This is a genomic window from Chitinophagales bacterium, from assembly GCA_016787225.1.
Taxonomy (GTDB): Bacteria; Bacteroidota; Bacteroidia; order Chitinophagales; family JADJOU01; genus CHPMRC01.
This window is the reverse complement of sequence record JAEUUY010000021.1, coordinates 114,158-132,040: the sequence shown is the minus strand read 5'-3', so window position 1 is coordinate 132,040 and position 17,883 is coordinate 114,158. Positions and strand designations below refer to the sequence as shown.

General features: G+C 35.7%; 15 protein-coding genes. 6 read left to right on the top strand and 9 right to left on the bottom strand.

What is annotated here, in order from left to right; all coding sequences use genetic code 11:
• Positions 1 to 62: 62 nt before the first annotated feature.
• From JNL75_07650 to JNL75_07640, 3 genes are all read left to right on the top strand, one after another.
• Positions 63 to 830, top strand: a complete 768-nt coding sequence (locus tag JNL75_07650; protein MBL7789681.1) for a T9SS type A sorting domain-containing protein — start codon at positions 63 to 65, stop codon at positions 828 to 830.
• 88 nt (positions 831 to 918) lie between these two features.
• Positions 919 to 2,037, top strand: a complete 1,119-nt coding sequence (locus tag JNL75_07645) for a hypothetical protein (GenBank protein ID MBL7789680.1) — start codon at positions 919 to 921, stop codon at positions 2,035 to 2,037.
• Between the two features lie 75 nt (positions 2,038 to 2,112).
• Complete coding sequence (locus tag JNL75_07640) at positions 2,113 to 3,693, top strand: peptide chain release factor 3 (GenBank protein MBL7789679.1); 1,581 nt, start codon at positions 2,113 to 2,115, stop codon at positions 3,691 to 3,693.
• Positions 3,694 to 3,696: 3 nt separating this feature from the next.
• Here JNL75_07640 and JNL75_07635 read toward each other — a convergent pair whose 3' ends face one another.
• The 5 genes from JNL75_07635 to JNL75_07615 are packed head-to-tail and all read right to left on the bottom strand — an operon-like array spanning position 3,697 to position 8,926.
• Positions 3,697 to 4,023 carry an iron-sulfur cluster assembly accessory protein gene (locus JNL75_07635; GenBank protein MBL7789678.1) on the bottom strand — a complete coding sequence of 109 codons (327 nt, stop codon included), beginning with the start codon at positions 4,021 to 4,023 and terminating at the stop codon, positions 3,697 to 3,699.
• A 2-nt stretch (positions 4,024 to 4,025) separates the two neighbouring features.
• Positions 4,026 to 4,682: a chromophore lyase CpcT/CpeT gene (locus tag JNL75_07630; GenBank protein MBL7789677.1), complete on the bottom strand. Its 657-nt coding sequence runs from the start codon at positions 4,680 to 4,682 to the stop codon at positions 4,026 to 4,028.
• A 2-nt stretch (positions 4,683 to 4,684) separates the two neighbouring features.
• Positions 4,685 to 5,638: a MoxR family ATPase gene (locus JNL75_07625; protein ID MBL7789676.1), complete on the bottom strand. Its 954-nt coding sequence runs from the start codon at positions 5,636 to 5,638 to the stop codon at positions 4,685 to 4,687.
• A gap of 7 nt (positions 5,639 to 5,645) precedes the next feature.
• A complete protein-coding gene (locus JNL75_07620) occupies positions 5,646 to 6,962 on the bottom strand; it encodes a peptidylprolyl isomerase (GenBank protein MBL7789675.1) in 1,317 nt (438 codons plus the stop codon).
• A gap of 35 nt (positions 6,963 to 6,997) precedes the next feature.
• The gene (locus JNL75_07615; GenBank protein ID MBL7789674.1) at positions 6,998 to 8,926 is read right to left on the bottom strand and encodes a peptidylprolyl isomerase; all 1,929 of its coding nucleotides are present in this window, start codon (positions 8,924 to 8,926) and stop codon (positions 6,998 to 7,000) included.
• 237 nt (positions 8,927 to 9,163) lie between these two features.
• Here JNL75_07615 and JNL75_07610 point away from each other — a divergent pair, with 237 nt between their 5' ends.
• The gene (locus JNL75_07610; GenBank protein MBL7789673.1) at positions 9,164 to 9,919 is read left to right on the top strand and encodes a nicotinamide mononucleotide transporter; all 756 of its coding nucleotides are present in this window, start codon (positions 9,164 to 9,166) and stop codon (positions 9,917 to 9,919) included.
• A gap of 130 nt (positions 9,920 to 10,049) precedes the next feature.
• Here the strand turns inward: JNL75_07610 and JNL75_07605 are convergent, their stop codons facing one another.
• From JNL75_07605 to JNL75_07590, 4 genes are all read right to left on the bottom strand, one after another.
• Positions 10,050 to 11,618: a fused MFS/spermidine synthase gene (locus JNL75_07605; GenBank protein ID MBL7789672.1), complete on the bottom strand. Its 1,569-nt coding sequence runs from the start codon at positions 11,616 to 11,618 to the stop codon at positions 10,050 to 10,052.
• A gap of 6 nt (positions 11,619 to 11,624) precedes the next feature.
• On the bottom strand, positions 11,625 to 13,196 hold the full coding sequence (locus JNL75_07600) for a fused MFS/spermidine synthase (GenBank protein ID MBL7789671.1): 1,572 nt from the start codon (positions 13,194 to 13,196) through the stop codon (positions 11,625 to 11,627).
• 29 nt (positions 13,197 to 13,225) lie between these two features.
• Positions 13,226 to 14,176 carry a magnesium transporter CorA family protein gene (locus tag JNL75_07595; GenBank protein MBL7789670.1) on the bottom strand — a complete coding sequence of 317 codons (951 nt, stop codon included), beginning with the start codon at positions 14,174 to 14,176 and terminating at the stop codon, positions 13,226 to 13,228.
• A gap of 106 nt (positions 14,177 to 14,282) precedes the next feature.
• Entirely contained in the window at positions 14,283 to 15,062 is a 780-nt protein-coding gene (locus tag JNL75_07590; GenBank protein MBL7789669.1) for a diaminopimelate epimerase, read from the bottom strand.
• Positions 15,063 to 15,266: 204 nt separating this feature from the next.
• Between JNL75_07590 and JNL75_07585 the strand changes: the two genes are divergently transcribed.
• Both JNL75_07585 and JNL75_07580 read left to right on the top strand, forming a co-directional pair.
• Positions 15,267 to 17,162, top strand: a complete 1,896-nt coding sequence (locus tag JNL75_07585) for a transglycosylase SLT domain-containing protein (GenBank protein MBL7789668.1) — start codon at positions 15,267 to 15,269, stop codon at positions 17,160 to 17,162.
• The gene (locus tag JNL75_07580; protein ID MBL7789667.1) at positions 17,163 to 17,882 is read left to right on the top strand and encodes a methyltransferase; all 720 of its coding nucleotides are present in this window, start codon (positions 17,163 to 17,165) and stop codon (positions 17,880 to 17,882) included.
• Position 17,883: the final 1 nt, after the last annotated feature.

Here is a 17,883-nt window from a genome sequence, read left to right as displayed (position 1 = left end):
TCATCTTGCATTTGTCAAAAAATGAGTTTACCTTTGTGGAGATAAATTAAACAATTAACATTATGAAGTTATCTATACTTACCACAGTTGCATTAAGTTTTTTTGCTTTCAACCTTTTTGCTATTGATATATCTGGTGAATGGAACGGCACCCGCTATCAATACAATGATACCAAGACCGGTTATATAGCAGAATTTACATACAAGTATAATTTGAAACAGGAAGGCAGTCAGGTAACTGGAACCGCTTTTATACAATCTCAAGGTGGCAAATATGCAGAAATAGCTGTTAGAGGATTTGTTGAGGGCAATCAATTTTATTTTGAAGAATATGAAGTTTTGAAGGCAACAAGAGATGAGAATTTCTTGTGGTGTTTAAAGAAAGGAGTATTGACTATCGAAGAGCAAGATGGCAAAATTGAGATTAAAGGTGCTACCGCTTCATTTATGGAACTTTATGGCTTTGAATGCAGTGGAGGAGTGACTAGCCTTTCGAAGGAAAACCCAGCCTTAACAGAAAAAGAAGTCAAAGAAATTACTGACAAGGAAAATTCTTCACCTATTTCTGTTTATCCGAATCCATTTATAGAGTCTACTCAGATTAGTTTTTACAACGATAAAACTCAACCCGTGTATGTAGATGTGGTAGATATTCAAGGAAGAATCATCAAAGTCATAGAGAACAGCACTTTGACAGAAGGAAATAAAAACTACACCTTCGTTCCCAAATCAGATGAAACAGCTACTTATTATTACCTTCGAATCAAATTAGGTGATAATATGACTACCAAATCTATTCAGAAGATTACTGGACTGGGCAACAACAGATAGTTTCCAAGCTTTTCAGGGATATACCGCCTCTTTTTCTCCAATACTCTAAATTGGAAAAGCTAAATTTGCGCTCAATTTTCCACAGAGCGTGAAGTATATAGTCAAGACATTTCAAGGTTTAGAAGAAGTTCTCGAATCCGAGTTACATTCTTTGGGTATCACTGAAACAGAAAAACTCAATCGAAGTGTGCTTTTCGAGGCTAGCTTTGAAGACATGATGCATGCTAATCTCTGCTTAAGAACAGGATTGCGAATTTATCAACCATTGTTCAATTTCGAGTTTGAAAGCGAAGTACAAATGTATAATACGCTAAAAGCTTTTCCATGGGATCAATATATAGGCATAGAGCAAACATTTGCTATAGAGAATGTGGTAGTAACCAAAGCTGTTAAAAATTCACACTTTATCAGCCTCAAGGCTAAAGATGCTATCGTGGATTATTTCTTTGCCAAGTTTAAAAAACGTCCTAATGTGGACGTCCGCTGGCCTGATATTCGTATTCAGGTATATATTTCTAAAACACATAATTGTGTAGTATCGATAGACACTACTGGCGAGCCACTTTACAAGCGAGGATACAAGAAACGCCAAACCGAAGCCTCTATCAATGAGTGCCTGGCAGCAGGTTTGGTATTGATGACAGGATGGAAAGGTGAAAGAGATTTCTACGATATGATGGCTGGTTCAGGGACATTGACGGCCGAGGCTCTTATGATAGCGTCCAACTATCCCGTCAATATTCATAGAGAAAAATGGCCTTTTTTCAATTTGGAAGGATTCTCTATGATGGAGTTCAAAAAACTTCAAAAGGAATTGAAAGAAAAGATAACGAATCCCGATATAGATTTCTATGTCAATGAAAAGTCAAATGAAGCCTTTGATATAGCGAAAATGAATCTCTTTGATTTAAAATGTAGCACATCTCGATTACAATTTTCGAGAGACAATTTTTTTGAAATCACTCCGCAGACCAAAGGCATACTCATTTTGAATCCACCCTACGATGAGCGTTTGGAGATCAAAGATGTGGAATTATTCTATAAAGATATAGGCGATATGCTCAAAAGGCAATATACAGGCTTTGATGTATGGATAATTTCCTCAAATAAAGCTGCTCTTAAGAAAATAGGATTGAAGTCATCGACCCGCTACCACCTAGTCAATGCCAATCTGGATTGTGAGTTTTGTAAATACGAAATGTATTGATAATTAATAGTTAATAATGAATAACTAATACCTTAAATACACTGCGACTGACTACTAACGACTGACTACTAAAATATGTTCGAACAAGAAATAGAAAAAAGAAAAACATTTGCTGTCATAGCACACCCCGATGCAGGTAAGACCACCTTGACCGAGAAGCTACTCCTCTTTGGAGGGGCTATCCAGACCGCAGGTGCTGTCAAATCCAATAAAATTAAGAAGTCCACTACTTCGGACTTTATGGAAATAGAAAAGCAAAGAGGGATATCAGTCGCTACTTCGGTCATGTCATTTGAATACAAAAACTTATTGATTAATATTCTCGATACGCCTGGTCACAAGGATTTTGCCGAAGATACCTACCGAACCCTGACTGCCGTAGATAGCGTCATTCTGGTCGTGGACTGCGTCAAAGGAGTCGAAGAACAAACAGAGAAATTGATGGAAGTCTGCCGAATGCGTGATACACCTGTAATTGTTTTTGTCAATAAAATGGATAGAGATGGAAAAGATCCTTTTGACTTATTGGATGAACTTGAAAAAAAACTCAATATCAATGTGCAACCCTTGAGCTGGCCTATCGGAAAAGGAACCTTCTTTAAAGGGGTGTATAACATTCCTGAGAAAAAAATAAACCTCTTCTCACCTAGCCAGCAAAAATTGACCGATGACTATATCGCTATCGAGGATCTCCAATCAGCGGAACTCGATAAGCATGTAGGCGCTCAAGAAGCCAACCAACTTCGGGAAGACCTCGAACTGATTCATGGTGTCTATCCTGATTTGGATCGAAAAGCCTATCTACATGGCCAGATAGCACCCGTATATTTTGGTTCAGCGGTTAATAATTTCGGTGTGCAGGAACTGCTCGACACCTTTGTACAGTTAGCACCCAATCCTCGTCCACGTCTTACGAGCGAGCGAGAGGTAGCTCCTACAGAATCTAAGTTTTCTGGATTTATATTTAAAATTCATGCCAACCTTGACCCTAAGCACCGAGATAGAATCGCCTTTATGCGTATATGCAGTGGAGAGTTTAAGCGAAATAAATTTTACTATCACGTTCGTCAGAATAAAGAATTGCGATTCAATAATCCTACCACGTTTATGGCATCGCAGAAAAGCATTATTGAAGAAGCCTATCCCGGTGATGTAGTGGGGCTCTATGATTCTGGAAATTTCAAAATAGGCGATACTATGACCGAAGGAGAAAAATTCTACTTCAAAGGCATCCCTAATTTTTCTCCCGAGATATTCAAAGAAATCATCAACCTAGATCCTATGAAGACCAAGCAGCTTCAAAAAGGACTGGAACAACTAACCGATGAAGGCGTAGCACAGCTCTTCCGCTCCTATCATGGCAGCCGACAGGTAGTAGGTACAGTAGGCGAACTCCAGTTTGAAGTCATACAATACCGTCTCGAGCATGAGTACGGCGCTAAATGCCGTATGTCGCCCGTCAATTATTTCAAAGCCTGCTGGATGACAGGTGATGAAAAAAAGATTGAAGAATTTATAAAATTCAAATCGAATAATGTCTTTTATGACAAAGACGAAAACAAAGTATTCATGGCAGAAAGTAGCTGGTTACTAGACGTCGCTATCAAGGACTATCCAGATATTACTTTTCATACGACGAGTGAGTTTAAGCTGTAAAAATTATACAGCAAAACTCTCTCCGCATGCACAAGTTCTAGCGGCATTAGGATTTGAGAAATGAAAACCTTTGCCATTGAGTCCTTCAGAGAATTCGAGTGTAGAATTGCAGACGTAGAGAAAACTCATAAGATCTGTGCAGAGTTTGATTCCTTTATCTTCAAAAAATTGATCATCGGGCTGAGATTGGTTGTCAAACTGAATATCGTAGCTCAAACCACTACAACCTCCACCTTTGACAGAAACGCGCACAAAATAGTCCGCACCTTTTCCTTCCGATAGAAGAATTTCTTGAACTCTTTGGCTTGCTAATTCGGAAATATATATCATAATTATTTTACCTTATCAAATACGTATCCTCCAGCGGTAGCACCCCAGGCTTGCAATCCTATATCAGTAAAACCCCTATCCCAGCTAATCAGTTTACCATCAAAAACCTGTACTTCAGTGGTAGTATACTTTGCACCTCGTAAATTGCTAGCGCATTTTTTTCCATCAGTACCACCTTTGAATACATTACCATCAAACTCCAGAAAAACATCGCATCCCTCTTTGTATTCAATATCCTCTTTGGTCAAAGCCTTCTGTTTTTTAGTGTTTTCTTGAAGTTTGACGAAGTCTTCTTGCTTCTTTATGGTATAAATAGCACTCACTATCGTATTAGGACCAGTTTGATAAACCTTGTATACCCTTTGTCGATAAGGCTTATCTTCTTTTCCCACCATGGCTTGCTCCACATAAAAATATTTAGCATCACTCTCTTTTTCCCATATAGGAAACATTATGAGCGATATATTGAAATAATTGGTATCCTGTGCGTTTTGAGCAGATGAATTATATTCTCCTTTGAGCCATGTAGAAAACAAGTCCAATAAATTCTCTTTTTCTGATACGGCTACTGCAGGTTTATCATCAACAACCTCTACCTGAGCTTGGATGTTTGATACTGCGAGAAGGATGGAAAAATTAGCTAGAAATTTAATGAGCATATTTATAATATATTTTGAATAATCATTTCTGTGTTAAACTCATCCGCCTCTGCCTGATAATTTTTAAAAATTCTATGATTTAATACAGGAAAGGCTGCCTGCTGAACATCTTCGATATCAGGCGAATACTTCCCTTTACTGATAGCTATGCATTTCGCTGCTAAAATCAAATATTGAGAAGCTCTAGGACCAGCACCCCAGGCGATGTACTTTTTAGCGAGTTCGGATGCTTGAGGACTATTGGGTCTAGTTCGAGCTACAAGCCCTACCGCATATTGATATACATTATCCGTTACAGGAATTTTTCTGACCAAATGATGAATTTCCAAGATTTCATTCGCAGTTAAAATTGGTTCAATAGTAGCTTGAGTATCTACAGTGGTAGATTTTACAATTTCAATTTCTTCTTCAAAATTTGGATAATCTAGCATTATGCTATACATAAATCGATCTAACTGCGCCTCTGGGAGTGGATAAGTACCTTCTTGTTCTATAGGATTTTGAGTAGCCATGACAAAGAACGGATTGGGAAGTCTGTAGGGTTTTCCCGAAACCGTTACTATTTTTTCTTGCATAGCTTCTAATAGTGCAGATTGAGTCTTGGGAGGCGTACGATTGATTTCATCTGCTAAAATTAAATTAGCAAATATTGGTCCTTCATTAAAAATAAACTGCTTATTGGAATCCAATATTTCAGTACCGACTATATCCGACGGCATCAAATCTGGAGTAAACTGAATACGCTTAAATGATAAATCCAATGCTTGCGATATGCTTTGAATCAACTTAGTTTTCGCCAAGCCAGGTACGCCTATCAGTAAACAATTACCCCCACAGAAGAGTGAGATGAGAGCCTGATCTACCACTTCATTTTGACCTATTATTACTTTGCCTATTTCATTTTTTAATTTTGAAAACTGCAGGGCAAACAAGTCTACTGCTTTTACATCGCTCATATGTTCGTTATTTCAATTCGTTTTTAAAGATATTCAAATTATCACAATTTGTGTATTCTGGACTTAGCTTGACAAAAACATAACCCGTATAGAATTTGACCCAATTATCCATAGCTTTGTCTCGCATTCTATCATGCACTACTTCTTTTATTTTATTATAATCGGTCTCCAAGCTAGCTTTGCGAGGAGGAGTTTCGGACAATAGTGTTACGATACGATAGCCTACTTTATTATCAAGGGTTTTATAAGGCTGAGCAGTAGTTATATCTCCCGGATTCATATTGCTAATTTGATTGACTATATCTGCATCTACAGCACCTATTTCAAATATGGGTGACCTCGTTTTAGATTTCATATTGACCAGCACTCCACCATTAGACTTGAAAAATTTATCGTCTGAGTATAACTCAACCGCTTTTTGAAAACTAATTTTTTTAGCTAGAATTTGATTTCGAATAGAATCTGCGAGCTTACCTGCCTTGGTTATACCATCGGCGTCAGGTTTAGCTGCTATTAATATATGTCTTACTCTCACCTTATCATTTTTCTTTTCTAAAACTTCAATGATATGAATACCATATTGCGTTTCTACTAATTCCGATACTTCACCTACAGGTAAGGAGAAAGACGCTTGTTCAAACTCAGGGACCATCATACCTGGTTCTACCCAGCCTAGCTCACCACCATTAGAAGCAGAACCTGGATCATCTGAATATAAAATCGCCTGAGTAGCAAAACCTGATTCTTTATTTATTAATTCCGTTCTAATTTTCTCGGCCTTTTTCTTCATCGCACGCTTGGCATCGCGTGTAATTTTAGGTAGGAAAACAATCTGAGCCAACTGTACTTCAGAATTGTAATAAGGAATACTATCTTTATGAAGCGATTCAAAATAATCTTTAACGTCTCTAGGTGTAGGGTTCATACCTGAAAGCAATTTTCCCTTGGCCCTATCTGCTAACATCTGCTGTTTGAGATCTTCTCTGAAGTCCACTTTTAATTCAGAAAGCGTTTTATTATAATATTTTTCAAACTTCTCCTGATTGCCAAACATATTGATGAAATACTGAAGTCTGTTTTCTAGCTCACCATCAATCTCTTCATCATTGATAATAATACTATCCTTCAAAGCCTTGCTGTATAGCAACTTATCGAGGATTATTTTATACAAAATATTACAATTCACTTGATTACTGCTATCCGATACCTTTAATTTGTAAAAATTAATATCGGACTCTAATACCATTTGGTCATTGACCAAAGCTACTATTTTATCAATCGACTTTGATTGTGAAAAAGCAGAACCAGATATTAAAAGAAACAAAAAGAAAATTTTATGCATAGCTTCGAATACTTAATTTATTTTTTTATAAGCTTATTGAGCTCAGATTGATTTAACTTAACAGGATATTTTGCACGTAAATTACTACCCCATTCTTTTTCTAATTTATTTTGATACAGATTTTGAATTCTACCCTTAATGTCTGCATATGGCTTAACTGAAGGAGGTATATTCTTTACAATCTTTGCAAGTACAGTAGATTTATCGTCTTCGATATACTGAAAAACCATCGTTTTTGAATCTATGGCATTATCTACCTCGGTATATTCTCCCTTTTCAATGGTCTTTTCATAGTAGACAATATCATTAGAATCTTTTGATTTTTTAATAGATTCAAAAAGTATTTTAGCAGAAGTCGTGGAGAGTCTATTGGTATAATTTTGTAATAAGTCCGGTTTCGTCATTTTGATTCCTTCAATAAAGACCCTATCTTTAAACCAATAGTTATTTTTCACCTCTTCATATAATTTCTTAGACCCAATAGTGTCAGCAACCGCTTTTTTCCATACCTCTTTATCCATGATTTCAAATATGAGCAAGCCATTCATGTATTCAGCTTCCAGATGACCAAACTGTTTATCCTCTTCTGACAATTTAGTTTTAGTAGTTTCCCAGATCATTTTCTCTTTATATGCGTTATACATGACGTCTAGTGCCTCCTTCTTGGTTCTGGAACTTGCAGTCTTATAATTTTGATTAGCAAAATCTGTAAACTCCTTTAATGTAAATATTTTACCTCCAAAAGTAAATAATGGAGTAGTCTCCATAGTTTTGGAAGGCTTCAACACCCAATTTTTAACCATGAAAAAAGTATCTATCAAAGGATTTGAAAAATTTGCTAAGGTTTGCGGCGTTTCTGATAACTTATACTTCTCTATCATTCTACGATAAGCCACGTCTTTCAAATAATTGACACGGGGGTCTCTCGCCATTCTTTGAATAATAGTTTCTTTGGAGCCTTCATAGTCTTTCAATGGTTTTTTCTCGATGAGTTTCACCATATGCCACCCATAATCGGTCATAAAAGGTTTTGAAATATCTCCCGGATTTTTAAGAGCGAAACACTGCTCTTCAAAATCGATGACCATCTCACTAACTCCGAATTCTTGCAGTTCTCCTTTGGTCTCTTTGGTGGATGCATCTTCTGAATACTTAGATACAGCATCTTCAAAACTTATTTTTTTTGTACTCACTAGCTTATAGGCCTCTTGTATCTTCTTTTCAGCCTCTTCATTTTTATCAGATTTCTTAAGAAAAATATGTGCCACCTTTATTCTTCCTCTTGCAGTCCTTTTATCCAATACATGAAGAATGTGATATCCATATTGGGTTCTAAAGATGGGGCTGATTCCTCCCACTGGGGTAGCAAAACACGGCACTTCAAATTCTGGAAAGGTCATAAAGGCAGTAATATAACCCAGAAGTCCTCCTTTAGGAGCACTTGAAGGATCTTCACTATTTTCAGTGGCTAGCTTAGAAAAATTATCTTTATTCGCCTGTTGTCTGAGGTAGTTCAATTTATTATAGGCAATCAAAGTATCGGCAGGTAAAGCATTAGGAGCACATTTGACCATGATATGAGCTACTTTGACGTCGTATTTCATATGCTCATACTGGGCTTTCCATATGTTTTCCATATAGTTCTTATCTACAAAATGATTTTGTACGAGCTGCTCAGTGTATTTTTGATAGTCTTCTTTTAAAGCAGGCAAGGTATCAAGTCTTAAACGCCTAGCCTCTTGAAGCTTCATTTTAAAGAGGGTAAATAAGTCCAGGTATTCATTGATGTCTTTTTCAGAAAAACTAGAGGCCGATTGATTATTCTTTTGATAAATACGGAGAAACTCTTCTACAGATACCTTTTCTTTGCCTATAGTCATGAGCTCTTGGGCAGTCATTAGGCGTGTAAATCCAAAAAAATAAATTAATAAAATGATTCTAAACATAGTCTTAATTCGAGATATTGTATGAGATTAGCAAATATAAATAATCTAAACGTTCTGGGCAGTTTTTATAAGTATTTTACTCAAAAATTGTAAAAGGGTAAGAATATACTATTCGTCTATGTTTATTTGATTTCTGATAATAGAATTCTTACTTTACGGCATTTCTATACACCAACTATGGAATCCAAAAGAGCGATTTCTCAAGAATCCTTAACTTTGCCTTCTATTTGTAAATGAATGATACATAAAAATACCGCTATTCTCGAACGAATCAAATCGTTTACAGAAAGTATTTATCTAGATCTTATTGGTGTTGTTATCGTTTTAGGCGGTTCACTATATCTAAAGTTTCACGAAACTATCAAGCCTTTAAATATCTTTGGATATGTTATAGAAAATTACCCTTTAGGTATTCAATCTGTATTGGGGGTCACCATGTCCATGATGGCTACCAGATTGGTCACACGCCGAAATAATACGGGTAATTTCATCAGCTTGTTCACAACCATCAGTGCCTGTATGGTGGATTATATGTTTGGAAATAAGGCTGCGATATTGACCTATCCTGTTTCTTTTTTCGGAAATTTTTATGCCTATCATTTATGGCGTCAGCATCAAGAAATCATTCCAAAAGGAGTCGATAAAGGGTTCTTTATTTATTTTTTATATGGATTTTCCATCTCACTCGTCCTTAATTACATCGGTTTTACTCAATTTTTATCACAGCCTCTCTTGAATCTACCTTTATTTATAACAAGTGTTATCATTGCAGGGTTAACCTTTAGTGGACAATTTAATACCGCAAAGCGCTATAAGGAAAACTGGTTTACTTGGCAGATTTACAATATTATCAAATTTATACAGAATATTCAAATGGGAAACATCGCCCAGCTTCTAAAATATACGTTCTACTTTTTCAATGCCCTGCTGGGTTGGATTACCTGGACTTATATTAAGGCATTAAAAGCGAAAGAAAGAATAGCTTCGAAATAGGTATTATACCAATAGCGGTTTTAAAATGGTCTAACCCATTTTAAAACCTTGCTATGGTAAATGCCGTAGCTGTATTTGTTAAGTGCAATGAGCCATGCGACATTGGACTATTACTGATACGCTTACGGTATTACTTCATCATATTAATATCTGTCTGCATTAAATTCTTTAACCACATTTCGATTTGTGTGCGGCGCCATATCGTAGCAGCATTGGCATACATTTTTTCGAGTACGGGTTTTTCATCGGTGAGAATCTCTGCATCATGCATATCCAACTGCGATTTGTCGAGAATAAATTGCTGGATATTTTCTGGGGTGATTTGAAATCTTGTAGGTTCAGAATAGTTTATTTTAGACCAATCTGGTTTATGGAGGCTAGCACAGATAAATAAATTTCTACCTTCTTCAGGTTCTGGAGTAGGAAATATCGTCGTTTGAAAACCTGCTGCTTCAAAAGTCTTGATAACGGAGCGTGCCGCACGACCATTCTCTCCATTGGTGAATCCATAAAAATTCATCATGACCATCCCATTTTGATTCAGCATGGTTTTGAGTTTATGAAATGACTCTATCGTAGGTACTTGACTAGGTGGAGTTTCATTAAAAAATAAATCCAGAACTATCACATCGTATTTCTTCTGGGATGTATTAATGACATGCCTAGCATCATCTACAATGATAGGTGTAGATGCTGGTATTGAGAAATGCTGAATAGCGGCATCTTTTATTCTCTGATCGAGTTCGACCACCTCTATATTAAAACCTAATCGCTGAAATTGGTGAAACAACATACCTCCACCTAAGCCCATCAATAGCATAGAACTTCCCTTAGGGTATATACTCACTGCACTAGGCATCAATACAGACCAATCCCAAAGATTATAATCTAAACTATCGCGGTCGAGAATAGATTGTAGTGTATTATTTACAACTAAACCCCTCGCCATCTTATCTCCTTTTTGCTCCGTATAAAATGGAAAATCAAAAACCCTCACTTGTCCATAAATCCCCTCTGATTCAGAGAGTAAAGTCACATTGACACTATCATGAATATCCTTAGATAAATTTGACTTCAGCACAAAAAAAAAGGGTAATATTAAAGCCAAGGCTTTAAAAGTCTTTCCCTTGACCAAAGCTATCAATGGAAATAGAGCTAATAAGGAGCCGAAAATAAAACAAGGCCATGTGAGACCAAACTCCTGCATCATGTAAAAACCTACTAGGAAGGTAGCTACAATACCCCCCAGAGTAGAAATGGCATAAACAGAACCAGCACTTTTTCCAGTTTCATCGACCTTAGAATTAATCATGTTTATGATAATAGGTGAGGTCATACCCATGAATAACAGCGGTGGATACATAAAAATCAAAAGAGACAAAGTAGAGCCCCAACGGATATCCATGTCAATATTTTTCGTCATAATCCATTGACTTGAATAAGGCATAATAGCAAGAAATACTCCAGCTAAGATGAGAATCCAATAAACCAAATCGGGTGTTTTATATTTTTCTGATACATAACCTCCGATATAATAACCACTCATCAAACCGAATAGCGTAACCCCTAATACGGCTGCCCATACATAAAGAGAACTACCGAAAAAGGGATAAATCATTCTAGCACCTAATAATTCACAAGCCATTACACTAGCGCCTTCTATAAAGGCAAGTAAAAAGAGAAATTTCAACTTCGTCATAGGTAATTATTTTATCAAGTTAATTTGAGATTCTAAAATAGACTTTATTTGGTATTCAATAGTTCTTTTTCTCCAATCGAGCGAAGGTTCGATATACATATGGTCAAAACGCGGCCTAGCGTCTGTCAATATTTCGGCATCGTTCATATCTAAATCTTCTAGATTCAAAAAATACTTTCTAATATCCGAAATTTTAGGCAATCCCTGTTCTTCATAATTCGTTTTTGAAAAATCTAACTTCTTATGTGAAGCTAAAAAAATAACATTTCGACTCGATTCATCTTCGCTAGGGGTTAGTAATATTTCTACCTGCATACCTGCTGCTTTTAATGTCTTGAGTATCGATCGAGCAGATTTGCCTTTAGTACCAGTGGTATATCCAAAATAATTTATAATCCATAATCCTTCTGGTCTCAACATGTTCTTTACTTTTAAGAACGTTTCCAAAGTTAATACCTGGGCAGGAGGAGTTTCATTCAGAAACATGTCAAAGGTAATCAAATCATAAGTTTTTTTGCTTGTATTGATAAAATGGCGAGCATCATCTATTTTTATATCTGCTAGAGGAGATACCCCAAAATACTGAATCGCTGTTTCTTTAATTCTTTCATCGAGCTCCACCACTTCTATCTTCATACCTAATCTATCGAACTGATGTAAAATAGTACCACCACCTAATCCCATTATGAGCGCATCGCTGCCTTTGGGAATGACACTAGCTACGGTGGGAAAAAAATAAGACCAATCCCAAATATCGAATTTTAAGTTATCACGAAAGGCAGTTGATTGACCTACATTATTGACCAGAAGAGTTCTACCCATATGGGTGCCTCTTAGATAGGTCTCAAAAGGGGCGTCTATTACCCTAATTTGACCAAAGATACCTTCTGATTCATAAACCAATTCGGTATCGCCACCAACATTATTTTTTGCAGAATAGTTTAAGTATAAATAAACAAATGGCAATAATAACAAGATAAATCGGATTTTTTTTAACTGAATAACACCAAGCAAAGCGACCAAGGTAAGAAACAAACCTAGGTAAAAGCAAGGCCAGGTAATTCCATATTTAGGCATGATATAAAAACCAAATAAATAGGTCGATAAAATGCCTCCAAATGTAGAAATAGCATAGATTGAACCTGCAGTTTTACCAGCTTTTTTCGTTTCATCATTGATTAATCGAATAAACATAGGTGTGGTCATTCCCAATAGACATAGCACTGGCATAAGAAATGCGAATAACGATATTATAGCACCTAGAATAATCCCACCGTCTAACAGTCCAATCATTAGTTTCAAACTTAACCATGGCATAGCAGCTAAGAACAGTCCGCCACTCAATAAGCAGGTCAAAGCAGTAAGTAAAACTTTTGATTGGAATTTATAAGATAGAAGACCTCCTAAAAAATATCCCAAAGTCAGGGCAAACAAGGTAATGCATAAAACAGATGCCCAAACATAAAGGGAACTACCATAGATAGTACCTACCAATTTAGCCCCCATTAGCTCTGCAGCCATGACAACCGCTCCCTCCAAAAAAACTAATCCCAGTAAGTAAAAACGACTGCTTTGCATTCTAAAATTTTATACAAGAATTATATGGGTTAAATCCATTTTTTCTTGAAAAATAAATAAACTGTACCTATGATCAATAAGGCTGTAAAGGCAGTAATGAAAGTAAAACCGAAAGGATGAGAGCCAAAAGGTACAGGTACATTCATCCCCCAAAGTCCGGAGATGATACTCGGTAACATCAAAATTATGGTGGCTCCCGTAAGGCGTTTCACTATGGTATTCACATTATTGGAAATGATAGTAGATATGGTGTGCATAGAACTATCTAGAATACGAGAATATACTTCTGTCATTTCAATGGCTTGTTGATTTTCTATGATAACTTCATCGAAAAAATCATCATATTCTTCATGGTCTCTGGTTTCTAGAAAATTCGTGCGCTTCATTTTGACCATCATCAAGTTATTCGAGCGGAGATTGGTCTCAAAATAAATGAGCGATTTCTGTAATTGCAAAATGGATACGAAATCCTTATTGGTAGCTTGTGTATCTAAAATTTTCTCAATATCATTGAAGCGAATATTGATCTGCTTTAGATAATAGTGAAAGAAGTCGGTATTTCTATCGAAGATATTTAAAACTAAATCGGGAATATCATGAAATAAATTTTTACGTATCGACTTCGTAATAATACTATCAATGATGGGATTTTTATGTAGCGATGTTGTGATAACTATATTATCTTTTATCACTATTGAAATCGGAATCGTGATAAAACTGGCTCGCTTATCCCTAACAAGTTGTTCATTTCTGACAGGAATGTTCAGCAATATAAATTTAGTATCATCATCCTCTTCATATCTCGACTGCTCATCGATATCTAAGGCGTCCGTAAAATATTCGATATAAACTCCTAACTTTTCAGATATCTCATTGATAGCTGTGTAGTCAAATGGTGGATAAATATTTACCCAGCATCCACTGCTCATCTCCTCTACCTCGGTGAGCTTGTTGTCTATGGTTTGATATATCGTAATCACTGTCTGAGACCATTTACTGTGTGAAAAATTTGGATAAGCAAAAGTATATTAAAAACAATAATAATGAATAGGAAAATGGATAAAAGGTTGTTTGAAGCATTCTATTTTATACTTCTATGCTACCTTCAAAAACCTTCATTGCTGGGCCAATAAGATGAATATTGGTATAAAGACCATTTTGTTCTACGAATTCGACACTAAAACTGCCCCCTTTGGTGAGAACAGATATTATATTGGCTGAGCATAGTTTTTTAAAATGAAGGGCAATAGCAGCTGCCGTGACTCCTGTACCACAGCTATAGGTTTCATCCTCTACTCCCCGTTCGTAGGTTCTCATCTTGATAGTCGTATCATTTATTTTTTCTACAATATTGACATTGATACCGTTGGGAAATTTTTCTGAATACCGAATTTTTCTGGCATATGGTATTAAATCAATTGTCTCTACATCTTGCGAGAAATGTACATAATGAGGACTCCCCGTGCAAAAATAAAGGTCTTCACCCATTTCGGCAATGCCCTTTACGTCCTGCATCTTTAAAGAAATCAAACCGTTCTCTAAATAATCTGCTGTATAGACTTTCTCTTTAAAGATAAACTTTGTACTATTTTTCTGAATGATTCCCAAATCCCTTGCAAACTGAGCGATACATCGTCCTCCATTCCCACAAAAACTACTTTCTTTACCGTTACTATTATAATACCGCATTTCAAAATCTCCTCGGTCGCTTTCTATAAGTTCCATGAGGCCATCGCCTCCGATACCGAATCGTCTATCGCACAAGTACTTTATTTTATCTATGGTCAGTAGCGCTATGGCTTTACGCTGATCTATGAGCACAAAATCATTGCCACATCCCTGATATTTATAAAACCGTAATTGCATAATTAGATGCATAAAATAGGCGCCAAATCTAATCCAGATTTTATGAATACTTGAAATTCAGAAGATAATTTTGATTTTTTTATTGCAAACTGTCTAGTAATGTATATATTTGTTAATTAACAATTAAGTAAAAAGGAAATATAAAGACTTCTTACACTAAGTTTGTAGGTCAAGAATTTAAAGTAATTTTAAAATCAACCCATAATGAATCTAAAAGTCATAGTCCTATTTTCAAGCATATTGTATGCTCTACAAGCTAATTCTCAATATGATAGCAGAAATTTCACCTATGATGAAAACACGAAAAACTATATTAATTATGAACAATTAGAAGAATTAACGACCAAGTTTCTTTTAAAAGATAAGTCTGTGGTAGATGAAGAAGCCCTAAGACAGCAAATATTTATTGATAAAGGTCAATTGCCTTATTATACAGACGAAGAGATGCATAAGAAAATTTTGGCAATCCCTGCTACGATACCTATGAAATTTCACCCAGAAGTAGGTAGAATCATACGATATTTCCTATACGAAAAGCGTGATTACATGACTAGGATGTTGACAGCTTCTAAAACATATTTCCCAATATTTGAAGAGGTTTTAGATCAACACAATCTACCAATAGAGTTAAAATATTTGGCCATTGTAGAAAGTGCCTTGAATCCACAAGCTCGTTCGAGAGTAGGTGCTACAGGTTTATGGCAGTTTATGCATGGTACGGCTAAGCATGAAGGTATGGAAATCAATTCCTTAGTGGACGAAAGAAGTGATATTTATAAATCAACAGAACATGCTGCCATTTACTTAAAAAAATTGTATAATATATACGGAGACTGGCTATTAGCACTAGCTGCATATAATTCTGGTCCTGGCAATGTCAATAAAGCAATTCGAAATTCTGGTGGTTATGATTTCTGGTCGATAAAACACAGGTTACCTAGAGAAACTCAAAACTATGTCCCTTCATTTATAGCTATTGCCTATGCTATGCATTATGCCAAAGAATATAAACTGAGTCCGGGTAAGCCTTTATTGAATTTCCAAGCTTGTAAGATTGAAAAAGTTTATGACAAACAATCCCTTAAATACATTTCAGAGTTAATCGGCTGTACCGAAGAACATTTATGCAAGTACAATCCAGCATTGAAAAAAGGAATTATTCCTAAGGTTGATGTTGGCTACGGTCTGGTTATGCCTAAAGAACTTGCATTAAAATTCAATGAGAAAAGAAACTTACTTGCACTAGATCCATATATTTATAATCCTTCATTCACTCCTCCTGTTACTTCTGAAGAATTATTGGCGAATAATTCAATACCAGAACCTAACTCAATAGCAACTGCTGCAAACATAGTTAGTTATAATAAACCTTCTGACGATAAAAAGTTATCGTTATCAGAAATCGCGACGACTCTGTCAAGAAGAGACCCTAAGGCATTTGCTAGCAATCCTGTAACTGAATCTGAAACAAATGATGAAGAGGAAGAACCTAAAAAACTATCAACCGCTTCGTCTCCAAACTATAAAATTGTAAAAGTAACGGATGTACAGAAAAAAACAATCTATCATAAGGTTAGAAAAGGAGAAAACTTGACTGCCATAGCTAATAAATATGGTGTAAGCTTAATGGATTTAAAAGAATGGAATGATATAAGCAGTCAATCAAATCTGTTTGTAGGGAAAAAATTGAAAGTCGAACAAACAGAAACAATCGTAAAACCGCAGTTCGCCCTAGATTCAAAAACAAAAAGCGATGATCAAGCCGTCAGTGCAGTTACCGAAAATGTGTTGGTTCACAAAATTAGAAGAGGTGAAACCCTAATGCAATTAACTAGATTATATAACTGTTCAATTAATGATTTGAAAGAATGGAATAACCTCAAATCTACTGATGTAAAAGTAGATCAAGAAATTTATGTTTATGTAGAATCTAATCCAAAGTTTAAAAACTATACTTATTATGAAGCAAAACCAGGAGACACCTTAGTTACAGCAAGTATTCAACTAAATATTCCAGTAGAAGTTCTTAAAAGTCTCAATAATAAAGGAGAAAACGAGCCCTTGAAGAAAGGGGAGAAAATTAAAATACCTACGCTATAATTGGAAATCTTTCAGTTCAAGCAATTTCAAATAAAACAAAACGCTGCCTCTGTATTTAAAGTCAATACAGAGGCAGTTTTGCTTACGGTCTGGGTAACGATAACACCTAATATTGAAATACTGGAAATTGGCTCTGGCTCAGGAGTAATAAGTCTTGGATTAATTCAAAGAATTGATAAATCATCTCATATCCTCACCATCGATATAGATAAAAATGCTTATGATTTAACTTTGGAGAACATAGCCATCAATAAAGCAGCTCAAGTGTCCGCTCTAAATATAAGTTTACAGGATTTTAATATTCAAAATCCAACAAAAACCTTTGATCTTATCATTTCCAATCCCCCATATTTTCAAACAAAATGGAAATCAACCAAACCTAGAAATATTCTTTCCAAGTACACGGATACACTTGACTATGAAACTCTACTAGAAATAGGACTTTCACGTCTTAAAGAAAACGGGGTACTCGCAATTATAATTCCATTTAATGATTTAAATATCATAAAGGGGATAGCTTTAAAAAATCAAAGCTTTATATCCCGCATTATGACACTAAAAACCATTTTCAATAAATCACCTTTAAGAGTTTTATTAGAGATAAAAAAAGGACATTCTCACATGGAATATGAAGCAGAAGAAATCACTATCAAGGGTGAAAATGGTCTGTTTTCAGAGGAGTATAAGAATATGACTAAAGACTATTATAAGATTTTCTAGT

Bases quoted from the DNA above. Each gene is read 5' to 3' on its own strand.
- JNL75_07590 (MBL7789669.1), bottom strand. From the start codon at position 15,062: ATGCAATTACGGTTTTATAAATATCAGGGATGTGGCAATGATTTTGTG.
- JNL75_07650 (MBL7789681.1), top strand. From the start codon at position 63: ATGAAGTTATCTATACTTACCACAGTTGCATTAAGTTTTTTTGCTTTC.
- JNL75_07615 (MBL7789674.1), bottom strand. From the start codon at position 8,926: ATGTTTAGAATCATTTTATTAATTTATTTTTTTGGATTTACACGCCTA.
- JNL75_07600 (MBL7789671.1), bottom strand. From the start codon at position 13,196: ATGCAAAGCAGTCGTTTTTACTTACTGGGATTAGTTTTTTTGGAGGGA.
- JNL75_07605 (MBL7789672.1), bottom strand. From the start codon at position 11,618: ATGACGAAGTTGAAATTTCTCTTTTTACTTGCCTTTATAGAAGGCGCT.
- JNL75_07630 (MBL7789677.1), bottom strand. From the start codon at position 4,682: ATGCTCATTAAATTTCTAGCTAATTTTTCCATCCTTCTCGCAGTATCA.
- JNL75_07625 (MBL7789676.1), bottom strand. From the start codon at position 5,638: ATGAGCGATGTAAAAGCAGTAGACTTGTTTGCCCTGCAGTTTTCAAAA.
- JNL75_07635 (MBL7789678.1), bottom strand. From the start codon at position 4,023: ATGATATATATTTCCGAATTAGCAAGCCAAAGAGTTCAAGAAATTCTT.
- JNL75_07585 (MBL7789668.1), top strand. From the start codon at position 15,267: ATGAATCTAAAAGTCATAGTCCTATTTTCAAGCATATTGTATGCTCTA.
- JNL75_07640 (MBL7789679.1), top strand. From the start codon at position 2,113: ATGTTCGAACAAGAAATAGAAAAAAGAAAAACATTTGCTGTCATAGCA.
- JNL75_07610 (MBL7789673.1), top strand. From the start codon at position 9,164: ATGATACATAAAAATACCGCTATTCTCGAACGAATCAAATCGTTTACA.